Annotated in this window: 13 protein-coding genes; 3 read left to right on the top strand and 10 right to left on the bottom strand. The window is 45.6% G+C overall.

Translation table 11 applies throughout. The features are described from left to right. Nucleotides 1-34: 34 nt before the first annotated feature. Together glnD and AB4135_RS18040 are read right to left on the bottom strand one after the other, a co-directional pair. Nucleotides 35-2,641 (bottom strand): [protein-PII] uridylyltransferase, encoded by a 2,607-nt coding sequence (gene glnD / locus AB4135_RS18045; RefSeq protein WP_371994844.1) that lies wholly within the window; start codon nt 2,639-2,641, stop codon nt 35-37. Nucleotides 2,642-2,950: 309 nt separating this feature from the next. Beyond that, the gene (locus AB4135_RS18040; protein ID WP_371994843.1) at nt 2,951-3,532 is read right to left on the bottom strand and encodes a TetR/AcrR family transcriptional regulator; all 582 of its coding nucleotides are present in this window, start codon (nt 3,530-3,532) and stop codon (nt 2,951-2,953) included. 141 nt (nt 3,533-3,673) lie between these two features. Between AB4135_RS18040 and AB4135_RS18035 the strand changes: the two genes are divergently transcribed. Continuing rightward, complete coding sequence (locus AB4135_RS18035; RefSeq protein WP_371994846.1) at nt 3,674-4,726, top strand: alkene reductase; 1,053 nt, start codon at nt 3,674-3,676, stop codon at nt 4,724-4,726. 116 nt (nt 4,727-4,842) lie between these two features. Here AB4135_RS18035 and AB4135_RS18030 read toward each other — a convergent pair whose 3' ends face one another. The 4 genes from AB4135_RS18030 to AB4135_RS18015 form a co-directional block, all read right to left on the bottom strand. Beyond that, nucleotides 4,843-6,171, bottom strand: coding sequence for an aspartate aminotransferase family protein (locus tag AB4135_RS18030; RefSeq protein WP_371994842.1), 1,329 nt, complete (start codon nt 6,169-6,171; stop codon nt 4,843-4,845). 157 nt (nt 6,172-6,328) lie between these two features. After that, nucleotides 6,329-7,873 carry a glutamate synthase-related protein gene (locus tag AB4135_RS18025; RefSeq protein ID WP_371994841.1) on the bottom strand — a complete coding sequence of 515 codons (1,545 nt, stop codon included), beginning with the start codon at nt 7,871-7,873 and terminating at the stop codon, nt 6,329-6,331. Nucleotides 7,874-8,000: 127 nt separating this feature from the next. After that, on the bottom strand, nt 8,001-9,284 hold the full coding sequence (gabT, locus tag AB4135_RS18020; protein WP_371994840.1) for a 4-aminobutyrate--2-oxoglutarate transaminase: 1,284 nt from the start codon (nt 9,282-9,284) through the stop codon (nt 8,001-8,003). A gap of 43 nt (nt 9,285-9,327) precedes the next feature. After that, a complete protein-coding gene (locus AB4135_RS18015; RefSeq protein WP_371994839.1) occupies nt 9,328-10,785 on the bottom strand; it encodes an NAD-dependent succinate-semialdehyde dehydrogenase in 1,458 nt (485 codons plus the stop codon). Nucleotides 10,786-10,962: 177 nt separating this feature from the next. Here AB4135_RS18015 and AB4135_RS18010 point away from each other — a divergent pair, with 177 nt between their 5' ends. After that, entirely contained in the window at nt 10,963-11,898 is a 936-nt protein-coding gene (locus AB4135_RS18010; protein WP_371994838.1) for a LysR family transcriptional regulator, read from the top strand. 102 nt (nt 11,899-12,000) lie between these two features. Here AB4135_RS18010 and AB4135_RS18005 read toward each other — a convergent pair whose 3' ends face one another. The 4 genes from AB4135_RS18005 to AB4135_RS17990 form a co-directional block, all read right to left on the bottom strand. Then, complete coding sequence (locus AB4135_RS18005; RefSeq protein WP_371994837.1) at nt 12,001-13,086, bottom strand: DUF3083 family protein; 1,086 nt, start codon at nt 13,084-13,086, stop codon at nt 12,001-12,003. Nucleotides 13,087-13,340: 254 nt separating this feature from the next. Further along, nucleotides 13,341-13,655, bottom strand: coding sequence for a DUF3861 family protein (locus AB4135_RS18000; RefSeq protein ID WP_371994836.1), 315 nt, complete (start codon nt 13,653-13,655; stop codon nt 13,341-13,343). Nucleotides 13,656-13,714: 59 nt separating this feature from the next. Then, nucleotides 13,715-14,212, bottom strand: a complete 498-nt coding sequence (locus tag AB4135_RS17995; protein WP_371994835.1) for a hypothetical protein — start codon at nt 14,210-14,212, stop codon at nt 13,715-13,717. Nucleotides 14,213-14,243: 31 nt separating this feature from the next. Beyond that, a complete protein-coding gene (locus tag AB4135_RS17990) occupies nt 14,244-14,486 on the bottom strand; it encodes a hypothetical protein (protein WP_371994834.1) in 243 nt (80 codons plus the stop codon). A gap of 81 nt (nt 14,487-14,567) precedes the next feature. On the opposite strand from AB4135_RS17990, the gene AB4135_RS17985 reads away from it, so the two are divergent. After that, a partial coding sequence (locus AB4135_RS17985) for a transposase (RefSeq protein WP_371994845.1) occupies nt 14,568-14,738 on the top strand: 171 nt, incomplete at its 3' end.

Raw genomic sequence — 14,738 nt, 5'->3', positions numbered from 1 at the left:
TTATACTGATTGGTATTAGTTAATTTTCTGAGAATTAAGCGGGGATCTGTTCTTTAATAAAATCAACAAAGAAGGATTTTAGTGCCTGTTTGTTTTCTTCATCTAACGATTGCCCCTCTTTGTCAGACACTAAGAACACATTATCCACTTGTTCACCCACTGTGGTGATTTTTGCTGAATGGATATTAAGTTCAAAGCGCCTAAAACCACTACAAAAGTGGCTCATAAACTGTGGGTTATCTAGCGCTGTCACACTAATAAGCGTTCTATTCTTTTTACGAGAATGCAAAAACTCCACTTTAGGCTCACTGACAAAAGAGCCTAGATTACTGTTCTGGCGCTTCTTAGACAGTTTTCTGTTTTCAAACAGTACCTGCTTCAATTTCTGCTTAATACGTTCTCGTCGCCCTGCTGTTCTGATCGGATGATGGTCGTAGTCGAGGATCTTTAATGACTCCACCACATAACCATCTTTTGTTTTGGAGATATGAGCTTGCTGCACTGAGATCTGCAGTGAGGCCAAGGTATTAAACAGCGTTACAAACAGCCCTGGCTTATCCTTCATATACACAAACAGATCACTACTGCCTTTCGTGGTGTTCTCATCAAGCAGGATAAGTGCTCTATCGGCCGGATACTTAGTCATCGCCTGCGAGTAACGGGCGATTTCGCTAGGCTGGGCATTACTGAAAAACGACAAGGGTAGCCGCTTCCACAGTTGCTTAATCGCCTCAGGCGTTTCGCTGACTCCCATCAATTCTAATGCTTCGTTTTTGTGCTCACGAACGATGGTTCGCTGCTCTAACACATTCTCCAAACCATTTCGCAGCGCATAGCTTATCGACAGATACAGATCTCTAAGCAAAGTGGCTTTCCAGTTGGTCCACAGATCGTCATTCGTCGCCTTAATATCGGCAACCGTCAAACAATACAAAGCATCAAGCCGAGCTTTAGTGCCTATCGCTTTAGCGAGGTTTTTCACTTCTGAAGGATCATAGATATCGAGTCGCTGTGAAGAGAGCGACAGCAACAGGTGGTTTGCAACTAACCAGGCTATCACCTTCGCTTGCGACGGTTTTAATTCATGGAACTTAGCAAATTGCAGCGCATCTACCGCACCTAATTCACTATGATCACCACCGCGCCCTTTTGCTAAATCGTGGAACAGTGCCGCTAACAACAACACCTCTTTATTCTCTATCGACTTGTATACAGTCGCCGGTTGTACAAGCGATGGGTTATCAGGTTTGCCACTAAGCGCATATAAGTTTTTCAGCAGCTTATGGGTATGCTCATCAACGGGATAGACATGATAAAGGTCAAACTGCATCTGCCCACAGATCTCCCGCCACTGCGGTAGATAAGAGGCTAGAATACCGTGCTTGTGCATCAGTGACAGCGCTAGCCCCATCCCTTGTGGGTGCCTAAACAGTGCGAGGAACTCTTTGCGGCAACGGTGAAAGTCTTGCAAATCGCCCAATAAGCGGCGTCGAACCTGTCGGATCAGGCGTATGGTTTGCGGCGAAATACCATCTATATCTTTGGCATTCTCAGCAATATGAATAAACAGCGCGATAAGCTGTTTACGGTCAACAAAGACATCATCATGGCGCGCGTTTATCATGCGACCGTTGATCTCAAAATGTTGGTTTATCGGGGTGGATTTTTTATCGACCTGTACCAGTATTTCATCTTTAAAATACTGCAAAAGCATTTGATTTAATTCGCTAATACGCCTCATTGCTCGGTAAAGTTGGCGCATCATCTTTTCAATGGCAAGGTGACTATTATCACCAAAGCCCATCAAACTTGCCACATCGCTCTGTAGTGCAATTAAAAGTCGGTTTTCAGAGCGCTGCGCAGCAGCGTGCAATGCCCAGCGAACGCGCCAAATAAAGTGCTGTGATTCTAGTAGCTCTGCATGTTCGTCTGCGGTAAAGAAACCAAATCGTCTAAGGGCAGCCATATCTTGCGCGGCAAAGTATTTACGGGTAACCCAGATAAGCGTTTGAATATCCCGCATGCCGCCGGGGCTATTTTTAAGGTTAGGTTCTAAACTAAAAGCGCTGCCCTGAGCTTTTTGATGACGTTCATCCTGCTCGGTAAATTTCGCTTTAAAAAATGCTTCACTGCTCCAAAGATCATCGCCATATAATCGCCCTAAAACCTGCTTTGCATGAGCATCTGGACCGCTTAAATGACGAATTTCAAACAATGAGGTGGCAACGGTAATATCATCTTTACATGCCTTATCAGTCTCACTCAATGCTAAAACACTGTGGCCTAGCTCTAAACCTATATCCCACAGCTGGGTGAAAAACTGGCCGATGTGCTCCTCTTGCTCCGCTGTGAGCTTTTCATCAAACAATACACAAATATCGATATCGGAATGCAGATGTAGCGTTTGACGGCCATAACCACCTACGGCATTAAGGGAGATATTTTCATTATTGAGATCGGCGCAAGCCCAGAGGTGTTGCAAAAGGGAGTCGAAGAAATCAGCGCGAAGCTTTACAATTTCGTCGATAGCAACGTGGGTAAAGTTTTTATTGAAGTAATTGTCGGCATCTTGGATCACTTGCTTGTAATCAGTAATCGCCATTTTTGCATTGAATTGAGGTGATATATCAGAGTCTGACATGTTTCTCCTGTAGCTACTGCACTGAGTATAATTGCTCGCGTTATACTCATTAAACCGTTATGCAATGCCCTTAAAATGAACAAACAGGGTAGATGATCCCAACTGAAATTACAAACCATCAACAAATGGGCAATGACTTTCCACGGGGTAATATCACTATTAGTGAGGGTCGATCTATGATCAGCCACTGTGTTATTTGAAATTGCTGATTGCACAGCAATTAAAAGTGGCAATCGTACAGTAGCGAAAGGGAAACTGTACGATTGCACCGCATTGATTGAAATCAAATGCAGTGCTACAAGCTAGACATTATGCAGTAACGTCAGCGAAGAGTTGCTCCGCAAGCTGTTGCAGAGTCTCGGCCTCTGGGTGAGTATGAGCGAAAGTTCTTAAGCCATAAATACCCATGACTAAAAAGCGTGCTAAATGCTGGCTATCACGTTCGCGACTAAGCTCACCTTTGCTCTGCGCTAACGCAATCACATCGGCGATTCCCTGCTGCCAATTCGCTAAGTTCTCAGTAATGATTTTTTGCACATCTTCGTCTTGCTGCGCCATCTCATTCAGCGCTTTGGTCAGTAAACAGGCTCTTGCAGCCTCACAGCTAATGCACTCCTGCACTATGTTATCCAGATAAGCTTTTAGCTCGACAAGTACAGCGTGCTTACCTGAGAAGAACTGCTGAAATTCAGCGCTTCTATCGGTTTTATATTGCTCTAATGCTGCGATCAGTAGGCCACGTTTATTATCAAATGCGCAGTAGATAGAGCCAGGGTGCAGACCCGTGGCTTTGGTCAAATCTTGCATACTGGTCTTGCCATAACCTTTGTCCATAAAAGCGGTCATCGCAGATCTCAATACTTTTTCTCTATCAAATTCGGCATTGCGCATGCGGTCCGGGACTCCAAAGGCTAACTTAACTAAACGCGATAACTTGAGTGTACTTAATTTTGAATGTTTGTTCAAAATAATACTTGAATGATTATTCAAATAAGAATATCTTGAATGAACATTCAAGAAACGGAGATCACCATGACTGACAATCTATTTCAACCATTTGCACTCAACGACACACTTACCTTAGACAATCGCATTCTTATGGCGCCGTTAACTCGTTGTATGGCAGATGATGAACTAGTACCGACTCAGGCTATGGCTGATTACTATGCTCGCCGCGCAGAAGCAGGGCTTATCATCTCTGAAGCGGTGATTATTCGCCCCGATGGACAGGGCTATCCCAATACTCCCGGCTTATTTACCCCAGCACAAATCGATGGCTGGCGCACCGTTACCGATGCAGTACATCAAGCAGGCGGCAAGATATTTGCCCAACTGTGGCATACCGGCCGAGTTGCTCATCCATACTTTTTCGAAAAATCAGGTACCACTGACGTATTGGCTCCATCGGCGGTAGGTCTTGTCGGTAACCTTTCTAGAATGCGCGAGCTAAGCTACCAAGTGCCAAAGGCGGTAAGTCATGAAGAGATAGCGCAGTTAGTTGCCGATTACTCCCAGGCGGCAGCAAATGCAATCGATGCTGGCTTTGATGGCGTAGAGATCCATGGCGCTAACGGCTACCTTATCGATCAGTTCTTACATCACGATAGTAACCACCGCACTGATGCATATGGTCAAAGCCCTGAGAACATGGCGCGCTTTCCTCTGGCTGTGGTCGATGCTATCTGCGCCCGCATCGGCAAAGACCGAACCGCTCTGCGAGTTTCACCTGGAGCTTATTTTAATATGGCTAGCGACGATAGAGATCGCGCCGTATTTGACTATTTCTTAGCAGCGCTAGAGCAGCGTGATTTGGCCTTTTTGCATATCGGCATTTTTGACGATGCGATGCAGTTTGAATACCTTGGCGGCAGCGCTTCAAGCTATGTACGCAGTGTTTACAGTAAAACCTTAGTGGGAGTGGGCAGTTATAGCGCCGAAACCGGCAGCGCCGCAATGAGTAATAACCAATTTGACCTACTCGCTATTGGTAGACCGTTTATCGCTAACCCTGATTATGTTGCCAAAGTGAAGCAAGGACACGCATTAGTGTCATATTCAGATGAGATGCTAACCAGCTTGATCTAGCGCATCTAGACAAAAATCATCAATCCTGTGTCTTATCCTTTCTAGGTACTATTGAGACAGAAGAGGTTAACCCTAAGGTTAACCTCTTTTTTTATCTGTAAACGTACTTCAAGTTATTAACCGCGCTCGCTAATCGCCTTTGCCATGGCGGCATCCGCAATCTCTTCTAGCTTGAGCAAATCGATATCTTTATGGGCTTCACAAATAAACCAAGGCTCACGAGAGTCAGGTTCTAGCATAATACCGCTCTCAATCAGGTTCATCGCAAACTCAGTGTATAGCTCGCTATCCGTTTGCTTCCAGTCACGATAGTTTTGCGGCACTTGGCTGCCAAAATGGATACCAAACATCGCATCAGGGCCAGCAAACTTATGCTCGATGCCGTGCTTACTAAATACCCGTGACAATAGTTGCTGAATATCTGCCCCCGCTTTATTGATGCAGGCATAGGCATCGCTTTCATTCAAAATAGTCAGTGTGGCTTTGGCTGCACTAAGCGCAATCATATTGGCAGTATAAGTACCACCATGGGTAACACCTTTCTTGCTAAAGCTAATCACATCCATCACATCGGCTCGACCACCAAAAGCGGCAACAGGGTAACCATTACCCATTGCTTTTGCGTAGGTAGTTAAGTCAGCATGGATACCGTATAACTCTTGCGCGCCACCTTTTGCAACACGAAAGCCTGTTTTAACTTCATCCATGATTAACAAGCTGCCATTAGCATCACAGATGTCACGTAACTTCTGCATGTACTCTTGGCTAGAAGCGATACTGCCACAGTTACCCAAGATTGGTTCAATGACGATAGCAGCAATGTCTTCACCGACGCGGGCAAAAACGTCATCAATAGCAGCAAAGTCATTTAGCGGTACCGTTTCTAAATGCTCACGGCTCGCCTCAGGAATTCCGCCGCCAAAAGAGGCAATCTTAGGTGCAGCTTCGGTAGTGTTATCCCAGTTATCAACGTCTGACTTCCACATCATCTCGTCGTATAGGCCATGAAAGCCACCTTCTACAACAACGATTTTGTTACGACCAGTAAAGCCACGAGCGGTGCGCACGGCGCCAATTACTGCTTCGGTGCCAGAGTTAGCAAAGCGCATCTTTTCTATATTTGGGCACATCAACTTAATCAGTTCGACCACTTGTGAGTCTAAATCGGTTGAGAAACCAGAAATGGTGCCACGTTCAGTTATCGCCGCAACAACCTGTTGATCGACACGGCTATCACGGTAACCCAAAATGATTGGACCATAAGCGAGACGAAAATCAATAAACTGCTGATCATCAGCGTCTGTAATGGTGCAGCCCAAGCTACTTTTCACAAATACAGTGTTGTCTTCGCCCCAGTAGCGATAGCTATCAGCAACCCCTAAAGGCATGTTGTTATGGGCTTGCTTAAGCAGTGCATTGGTCGCAGGTTTATTGATTTGGCTCATCTTGTCAGTCTTAATATGAAATTATCTGGCGCGTATGATACAGATCACATTAGAGATTGACTAGAACAAGCGACATATCTACAAATAGGACGCTATAACAAGGTTAGTTATCTTTAAACTTGCAGCCTTAGCAACTACACATAATCGCTTCATTTCATTACTCTAACGGGGTGACCCCTGAATATTTAACGCCAGATAACTCAGCCATCGTCTTATGCCAGCTAGCTAGATCATTTCGATTAAACTGTGCTAATGAATCATGGCCGCAAGCTCTCGCCATTACAGACATCAACTCTGTCGACGCTTCAAAAAAGTTCTGCAACTGAGCCGCTGACTTTTCAACATTTAACCGTTGACGCAGATCTTTTCTTTGAGTAGCAATTCCAGCGGGGCAATTATTGGTATTACACATACGCGCTGCAACGCAGCCAATTGATTGCATAGCACTGTTCGACACCGCAACGCCGTCAGCGCCTAGCGCAAGCGCTTTAACAAAGTCGATGGGGACTCGCAGCCCGCCTGTAATAATCAAGGTGACTCTGTCACTCGCTCCTTGCTGGTCGAGATACTTTCGCGCTCTTGCCAAGGCAGGGATCGTCGGTACACTAATATGATCTCTAAACATCTCTGGCGCCGCGCCAGTACCACCACCGCGGCCATCTAAAATAATGTAATCCGCGCTGGCATCAAGTGCGAACTGAATATCAGCTTCAATATGGTTGGCACTGAGTTTAAACCCTATCGGGATCCCGCCGGTTACATCACGGACACGGTCAGCAAAACGTTTAAAGTCAGCCACCGATACTAGCTCTTTAAAAGTTGGCGGTGATATAGCGTTAGTGCCTGCCTCTATACCTCGCACCTCGGAGATCTTACCAACATTCTTATTGCCAGGTAGATGGCCTCCGGTACCGGTTTTAGCTCCTTGTCCGCCTTTAAAGTGAAATGCCTGCACATTCCTGAGTTTAGCTTCATCATAACCAAACTCCGCGCTCGCCAGTTCATAGAAATAGCGTGAATTAGCAGCTTGTTCTTCAGGCAACATGCCACCTTCGCCGGAGCAAATTCCAGTGCCAGCAAGCTCCGCGCCCTTGGCTAACGCGATTTTGGCCTCCTCGGAAAGTGAACCGTAACTCATGTCTGATACGAACAGTGGAATACTCAACTTGAGCGGCTTTCTGGCTTTGGGACCGATCACTAACTCTGTTGTAACCGCAACATCTTCCATCAAAGGTTTACGCGCCATCTGTGCAGCCATTATCTGTAACTCATCCCAATGGGGTAGCTTATAACGAGGCACGCCCATCGATGTCATCGGCCCATGATGCCCCATTTTAGACAAGCCATCTCGTGCCAGTTGATGGATAAACTCAACAGTAGGCTCCTCCTTGGTTGCTGTCGCGACAGGGGTAGCTGCAGCTTGGATCTGCACACCCGGTCCCTCTTGCCCTATTTGATCTTGACTAAATTTCTGGTGAGTGCCGTCGCAATAAGGGCTATTGGCCGTATGCTTACACTGGCACAAATAGGCATCCCCGCTTTGCTCAGCAGTAAACGCTTTTGGAGTAAACTCTGTGCCAGCATGGGAGCCATCGCAAAAAGGCTGGCTTTTCGAACGACCACACGTACAAAAGTAATACTCATCACCCTTGTTAAGGCTGACTTTTTTCGGGGCTATTGCTGCCACAATTGGGTTTGCCATTGCTATTCCTTTATGATTTTATTCGACTTGCGTTCCAATAAAATAAGCATAGGCAAAATTATGTATTTGGCGCATAAAAAAGGCTTGCTAGCATTATGCTAGCAAGCCTTATGATTTCAGCTAACGGTTAAGCGTCAGATAACGAGTCAAATAATTGATTAAACTTGTCTAAACCTTCATAAATCAGCTCATCAGATATGGTTAACGCAGGTAAAAATCGGATGACATTACCGTAAAAGCCACAAGCCAACAGAATAAGCCCATGCTTGGCCGCATTGGCGATAATCGCTTGAGTCAACGCTGTATTAGGTTGCTCACTATCCCCCTCACTGACGAGCTCTATAGCGATCATTGCACCTTGATTTCTAACTTCTGCAATCACCTTAGGGTAACGAGATTGCAGCAGAGTCAGCTGCTCATTAAAGATTTGACCTATCTGGTCTGCACGTTTAACTAATCCCTGCTCTTTAATCACTTCAAGCACAGCAAGGGCTGCCACGCAACCTACTGGCGAGCCACCATAAGTACCGCCAAGGCCACCGGGCAGCGGCGCATCCATGATGTCACTTTTCCCCACCACTGCCGCGATAGGAAATCCACCAGCGATCCCTTTAGCCATGGTGATGAGATCAGGCTCTACTGCGGCATGCTCAAAACTAAACATCTTGCCAGTACGGCCAAAGCCAGTCTGGATCTCATCAGCAATCAGCACAATACCGTGCGTATCACACAGTGCTCGTAGCGCTTGCAAGAACTCCGCTGGTGCAGCGTAAAAACCGCCTTCTCCCTGCACAGGTTCGACAATAATGGCTGCAACATCCGTGGGTGCTATATCCACTTTAAACAGGTTCTCGAGTGCTTTCAGCGATGCTTTCACTGATACATTGTGTAGCTCAGTTGGAAAGGGTGCGTGATAGATGTCACCGGGGAACGGGCCAAATAAGTGTTTATAAGGGCTAATTTTTCCCGTCAAAGCCATGGTCAGATTAGTTCGACCATGAAAACCACCGTTAAATGCAATCACTCCACGGCGACCAGTATGAGCTCGCGCTATTTTAACGCAGTTCTCAACCGCCTCGGCGCCCGTAGTAACGAAAATGGCTTTTTTGTCACTATCGCCAGGAGCAAGTTCGGTCAATTTTTCTGCCAGTTCAACTGCGGACTCATAAGGGTTCACCATCACGCAGGAGTGGCTAAACTTATCGAGTTGCTCTTTAACCGCTGCCACCACTTTAGGGTGGCTATGGCCGGTATTACATACCGCGATACCCGTGCCGAAGTCGATATAACGATTGCCATCTACATCCCAAAGCTCGGCGTTATCGGCTCTATCGACATATACCGGATACACATTGCCTTGACCGCGAGCGATCACCTTAACCTTTCTCTCTTGTAAGCTGATGTTTGTCATTATTCTTGTCCTATTTAATACGGCTGGGCTATTAAGCTAGCCCTTAGCGATCGAGGCCACCCATGCACAGGTACTTAATCTCCATATAATCATCTAGTCCATACTTAGAGCCTTCTCGGCCATTACCCGATTGCTTCACTCCGCCAAATGGCGCAGCCGCATTTGAGATAATGCCTTCGTTGACCCCTACCATGCCGTATTCCAGCCCTTCGCCGACCCGCCACACACGGCCAATATCACGAGAGTAAAAGTACGCCGCTAAGCCGTACTCGGTGTCATTAGCCAGTGCCAGAGCTTGCTCCTCTGTTTCGAAACTGATGATCGGCGCTACCGGTCCAAAAATCTCATTGCGAGCCAGTGGCATATCATTAGTCACACCCGTGACTATGGTAGGCTCATAAAAGTGACTACCAGCACGACTAACCTTACCGCCACTGAGCAAACTCGCCCCAGCCGCCAGTGTGTCTTGCACCAACTTATCGACGCCAGCGACAGCCTGAACGCTGATCATCGGGCCAACATTGACTCCATCGGTAAAACCATCACCGACCTGCAATGCAGCAACAGCAGTGGCAAACTTATCAGTAAACTCTTGAGCAATTCCCTGCTGCACCAAAATACGGTTAGTACAAACACAAGTTTGACCCGCATTACGATACTTTGAGATAACCGCGCCCTGCACCGCAGCATCAATATCCGCGTCATCAAACACGATGAAAGGTGCATTACCGCCAAGTTCCATTGATATTTTTTTCACACTACTAGCGGTTTGTGTCATTAATATTTTGCCCACAGCCGTAGAGCCAGTGAAGGTAAACTTGGCAACATCTGGGTGCTCGGTCAGTACTTTGCCCATGCCAACCGCATCTTCACCCACCACCACATTTAACACACCAGCAGGGACACCGGCTCGCGCTGCAAGCTCGGCCATCGCTAACGCTGAAAGTGGGGTTAACGGAGATGGACGAACCACAAAAGTACAACCCGCAGCTAACGCCGCAGCGGCTTTACGAGCAATCATGGCATTAGGGAAGTTCCACGGAGTGATTGATGCAACGACGCCAACAGGTTGCTTAATCACTACAATACGCTTATCAGCAGCGGGGGCAGGAATGGTATCGCCATATACTCGCTTACCTTCCTCGGCAAACCAATCAATAAAGGCGGCGCCATAGGCAATCTCACCTTTTGCTTCAGCCAACGGTTTACCCTGTTCGAGCGTTAAAATTCGAGCTAAATCATCTTGGCTTGCCATCATTAGCTCAAACCAACGGCGCATAATTGCGGCGCGCTCGTTAGCCGAGCGTTTTGACCAAGCGGGTAAAGCACGCTTAGCGGCAATAATTGCAGCTTCTGTTTCAGCAGTACCCGCGTTAGCTACCTGCGCGACAACTTGGTCATTGGCGGGATTAATCACATCAAAGCGCGCTTGCCCTTCACTCCATTGACCGTCAATGTAAGAACCCAGCTTCACTAATCCTGAATCATTCACTTGTTGCATAATTACTCCAGCGCGTCATTGCATCTAATGATGGAACCCGTTTCTTGGCAAAGCGAAAACAGGCTTGTAAAAATTCATATTGCTATTGAATCGTAAAAGTAACTCGGGTTAAATACAAAACAATAAACCTTATGTTTTACAGCGGTAAAACTATATAGCTAAGTGGAAGCTGACAAGATGATAAAAACGACTAGCAAAAGCTCTATCATCCCCAAAGCAGTGACTGAATATGATCTACGTTTACTGCGGATCTTTCGCACCGTTGTTGAAAATGGCGGCTTCTCCGCATCAGAGACTGAGCTGGGTGTCACCCGCTCTACCATTAGCGTACATATGTCTAATCTAGAAAGCCGCATGAAATTAAAGCTGTGCAGCCGTGGCCGAGGAGGATTTGCACTGACCGAAGATGGACAAGCGGTTTACCATGCTTGCATTGAGCTATTTGAATCACTCAACGATTTTTCAAGACTGGTTAATAACTTAGGTGAAGAGTTAAGCGGTGAACTTATTATACTTTGTGCCGATCAGCTCGATACTCGCATGCAATTAAAACTGGCTCAAGTGATTGAAAAAGTACACCGTACTCAGCCACAACTGCACCTAGTTCTCGATAATGAAGCCCTTAAACATATCGAAAAATGCTTACTTAAAGAGAAAGCGCATATCGGCCTGCTACCAAGTTATCAGCAGGTTGAAGGGCTCGATTATCAAACCATTTACAATGAACCCATCTACCTTTGTTGCGGCCATTCACACCCCTTTTTCACCCTCAAAGATACAGAGATAAGTGCCGAGATGCTTGCTCAAGTGCCAGCAGTTCATCCTGGAGTAGATATTGATATTGATGGCAGGGAGCAATTAAAACGCTTAAATCTCTCCGCTAAGGCTTATCAGTTTGATACCCGTAAAACCTTAATTCTATCGGGATGTTATATTGGATATCTCCCTCTTAGCTATATCCAGCAGGAATTGGCGTCTAAGCAGCTAAAAATTATTCATCAACACAGTGCCAGTTATCAATTTAATCTGTCGATGGTATGTAAACATAATCCACGAGAAACCAGCAAAGTTGAACTACTTAAAAGCATCTTTAACGAGGTATTTAGTCAATAGCGGTGGCGATTTAGAGGGTGGTAGCGAGGATGCCGTAAGCGGCTAAATAGAGATAGAGATTAAGCGGGAGCACATGCTCCCACTTACATGGTACAAACTTGACTAGCTAATAAGTTGCTCAGGCACCTGATAGCTAATATGTTGATGGAACCTCACGATAAGGTCATCACGAGTTCGGTCTAATTCTAGCTCAGAGGTTAAGCGCTTAAGAGCTTCTTCAACGCGATTCAGATAACGACCAAGTGCGCCATCTTTTGTATCTTGTGCACCAGCTGCAATGGTAAAGCTCACCATCTCAACTAAGCGGCTGCCATCCCAGTGGCGAATAAACTGCTGCTCTTCAATATTGGGATCAAAACCAAGCATTTGCACCTCGTCGGTTCCGTCAACTTGATCATACTTACTATTGCGTACCAAAGGAGTCAGACCATTAGCCACCATAGCAACACGATTCAATTTCTTGGCCGCTGTTGCTTGTACAAAGGCATCTTCAAGCTTTTGGTATAAAGGCGTGAACTCATCAGCCCCTTCAGCCAATGTTGCTTGCTTTAACTTACGACTTAACGGCAGTTTGACTGTGACATAGCACAATGAGCCATGGCCTTCAGGCACAGGACAACTTCTTGCCGCGTATCGATTGCTAATCGATCGTAATTTGTAACCGTAGGTCGCTTTATTACCTTTAGCCGCCGCAAACAGATCATAAGACAGATGTTGGTGATCACGAATTTTAATCGTCAGATCTTTCTCTGGTAACTGCGGCACCAACTTGCCAAGGAAAGCTTGTACCTTGATATGGAAGCTTGCTGAGTTTGCACGAATATCTTCACCCGTCGCTAAAAATACGATGCGGATCTTGCGCGCCTTGTAATCATCTTGGCTATGCAAGCTTTGCGCTTCATGATATTCGGGGTTGTAGAAGAAGACAATCTGTTCGGCGGTAGGGAAACAATAGGCTTCGGTATGAAAACGAACTACAGGTAACTTATCGTTGGTGATCACATGAACATTATATAGCTCTGATTGTTCTGCAAGCTTGAAGATGTTACGGCTTAGCCTTTGATAGCACGTTTTGTAATCGGGGAAATGAGCTAACAAGGCATCTGTGACTTTAATTTCTGCCGTGATGTATTGATTACTGCGAACGTCCTTGGGAATGTACACTTTTTGCTGATGGCTAAGGGACATAAATACTCCTTGGGGATAAGTTAACCATGCATAATTCGATGCTAATGGTAGCGATAAACGATAATAAGAATGCTGCGGTAGACCACACTTTTACCTGCTAGTAACACAATACGCCTCGAATATGATTTATTTCTTAAATTCACAATACAAATTGCTTACATTGAAAGATGAAACAGAATTCATTAAGTGCTGACTTGGGAAGAGTTTATCAGTCGTCACTTTTTGGCGACTGATTACTGAGGATAGGTTACTGTCTAAATAGAATGACCACTGTGATCTTCACTATTGTGCTTAGACTTCACGGTTTTTTTTAACTGCAACATAAACGTTTTAAAGTGCGGCATAAAATCGATAAACAATGGATGCTTGCGCTGTTCTACCATCATTGGTCCTAATAAACGCAATGCAATCGCTAACCTAACAGCCAATGAGGGCTGCAATCCGCTACCACGTTTTAAGTTCTCCACCAGTTGGAAAAGATCTTCTCTATCTTGCAGTTCAAGCTCAATCGTTCTACCAAGGTTGTCGGTGTCAGAAGTCACCTCCTCAACGGGTGCCTTTGTTAGCACTCATGAGCATTATCCTTTTAGCTTAGTGTGCTAGGGCAACAAACGGAGCACAGTTATTGTTACGGTTTAACTCTTTTAAGCGGAATATCACCGCTAATGATCGTCGCTTTATCTCCAGTTACACTGACCAGTTTTGCCTCAATGTGCATCGACATAGGAAACTCACTATCAGGTTGTTTGATGATCACTTCAGCGTAGGTACGATAACGGTTGGATAGAAAATAATAGCTGTCGTTCCAAATGCAGTCGAAGTAAAAATTCGGCTCACTGAGGTTAATATTTTCAAGTCGGTTATTTGAATGGCGTAAATAATTATCGGTTGTGATGATACTGCACACGTCATCGCTAGAGCCGTTGCTGAACTTAAAGCTCAGTGCCGGTTTATCCGCCAAGGTCGCCTCTTCGCCCCCCAAATAGCGATTAAGTTGGATGATGATATTACTATCATAGACGCTCCCTTTTGCTTTTAACTCCGGGGTCGCCGCTGTTTGAGTAGTTACAATACTGGTTAAACCTATAACGGTCGTCATATAGCTGACCAAGATTTGCCTAGACATATTGCCTCTCCGCCGCGGATAATGATTAAGTTTACTCCTTAACCGCTTCATTGCGCAGATTATTTTGCAAAGATAAACTGCAGCCATCTATCGATAAAGAGGATAACGGCTTATCAGGCTTGGCATAACTCAACCTATCTAACCTTGTGGTCTGGTGGTAACTATCGAGTCCTGAAATAGCAACACAATCTAAAGATTCAATGTCCAAATAGCCATCAGCTTTCACACACTCAGGCTCCACAATAATATGTGCAACTTCGCCAATAACTAACACTGTTCCATTTGTAGTGGTACGGTGAATTTGGCCACCTAGTTAGAGGTGATATCATCACCTCGTAAGTTAACAGGTGACACTATGAAGAAACGTACAAGAAGACTGTTTAGTGCAGAATTTAAACTCGAATCTGCACAACTAGTACTAGACCAGAATTACTCAATTGTTGAAGCGGCTCAAGCCATGAATGTGGGTAAATCAACTATGGATAAGTGGGTTCGGCAATTAAGAGAAGAGCGACAAGGTAAGCAA

Source organism: Shewanella sp. 10N.286.54.B9 (genome assembly GCF_041468565.1).
Lineage (GTDB): Bacteria > Pseudomonadota > Gammaproteobacteria > Enterobacterales > Shewanellaceae > Shewanella.
The sequence above is the reverse complement of the archived record's forward strand: the minus strand, read 5'-3'. Positions and strand labels throughout refer to the sequence as shown.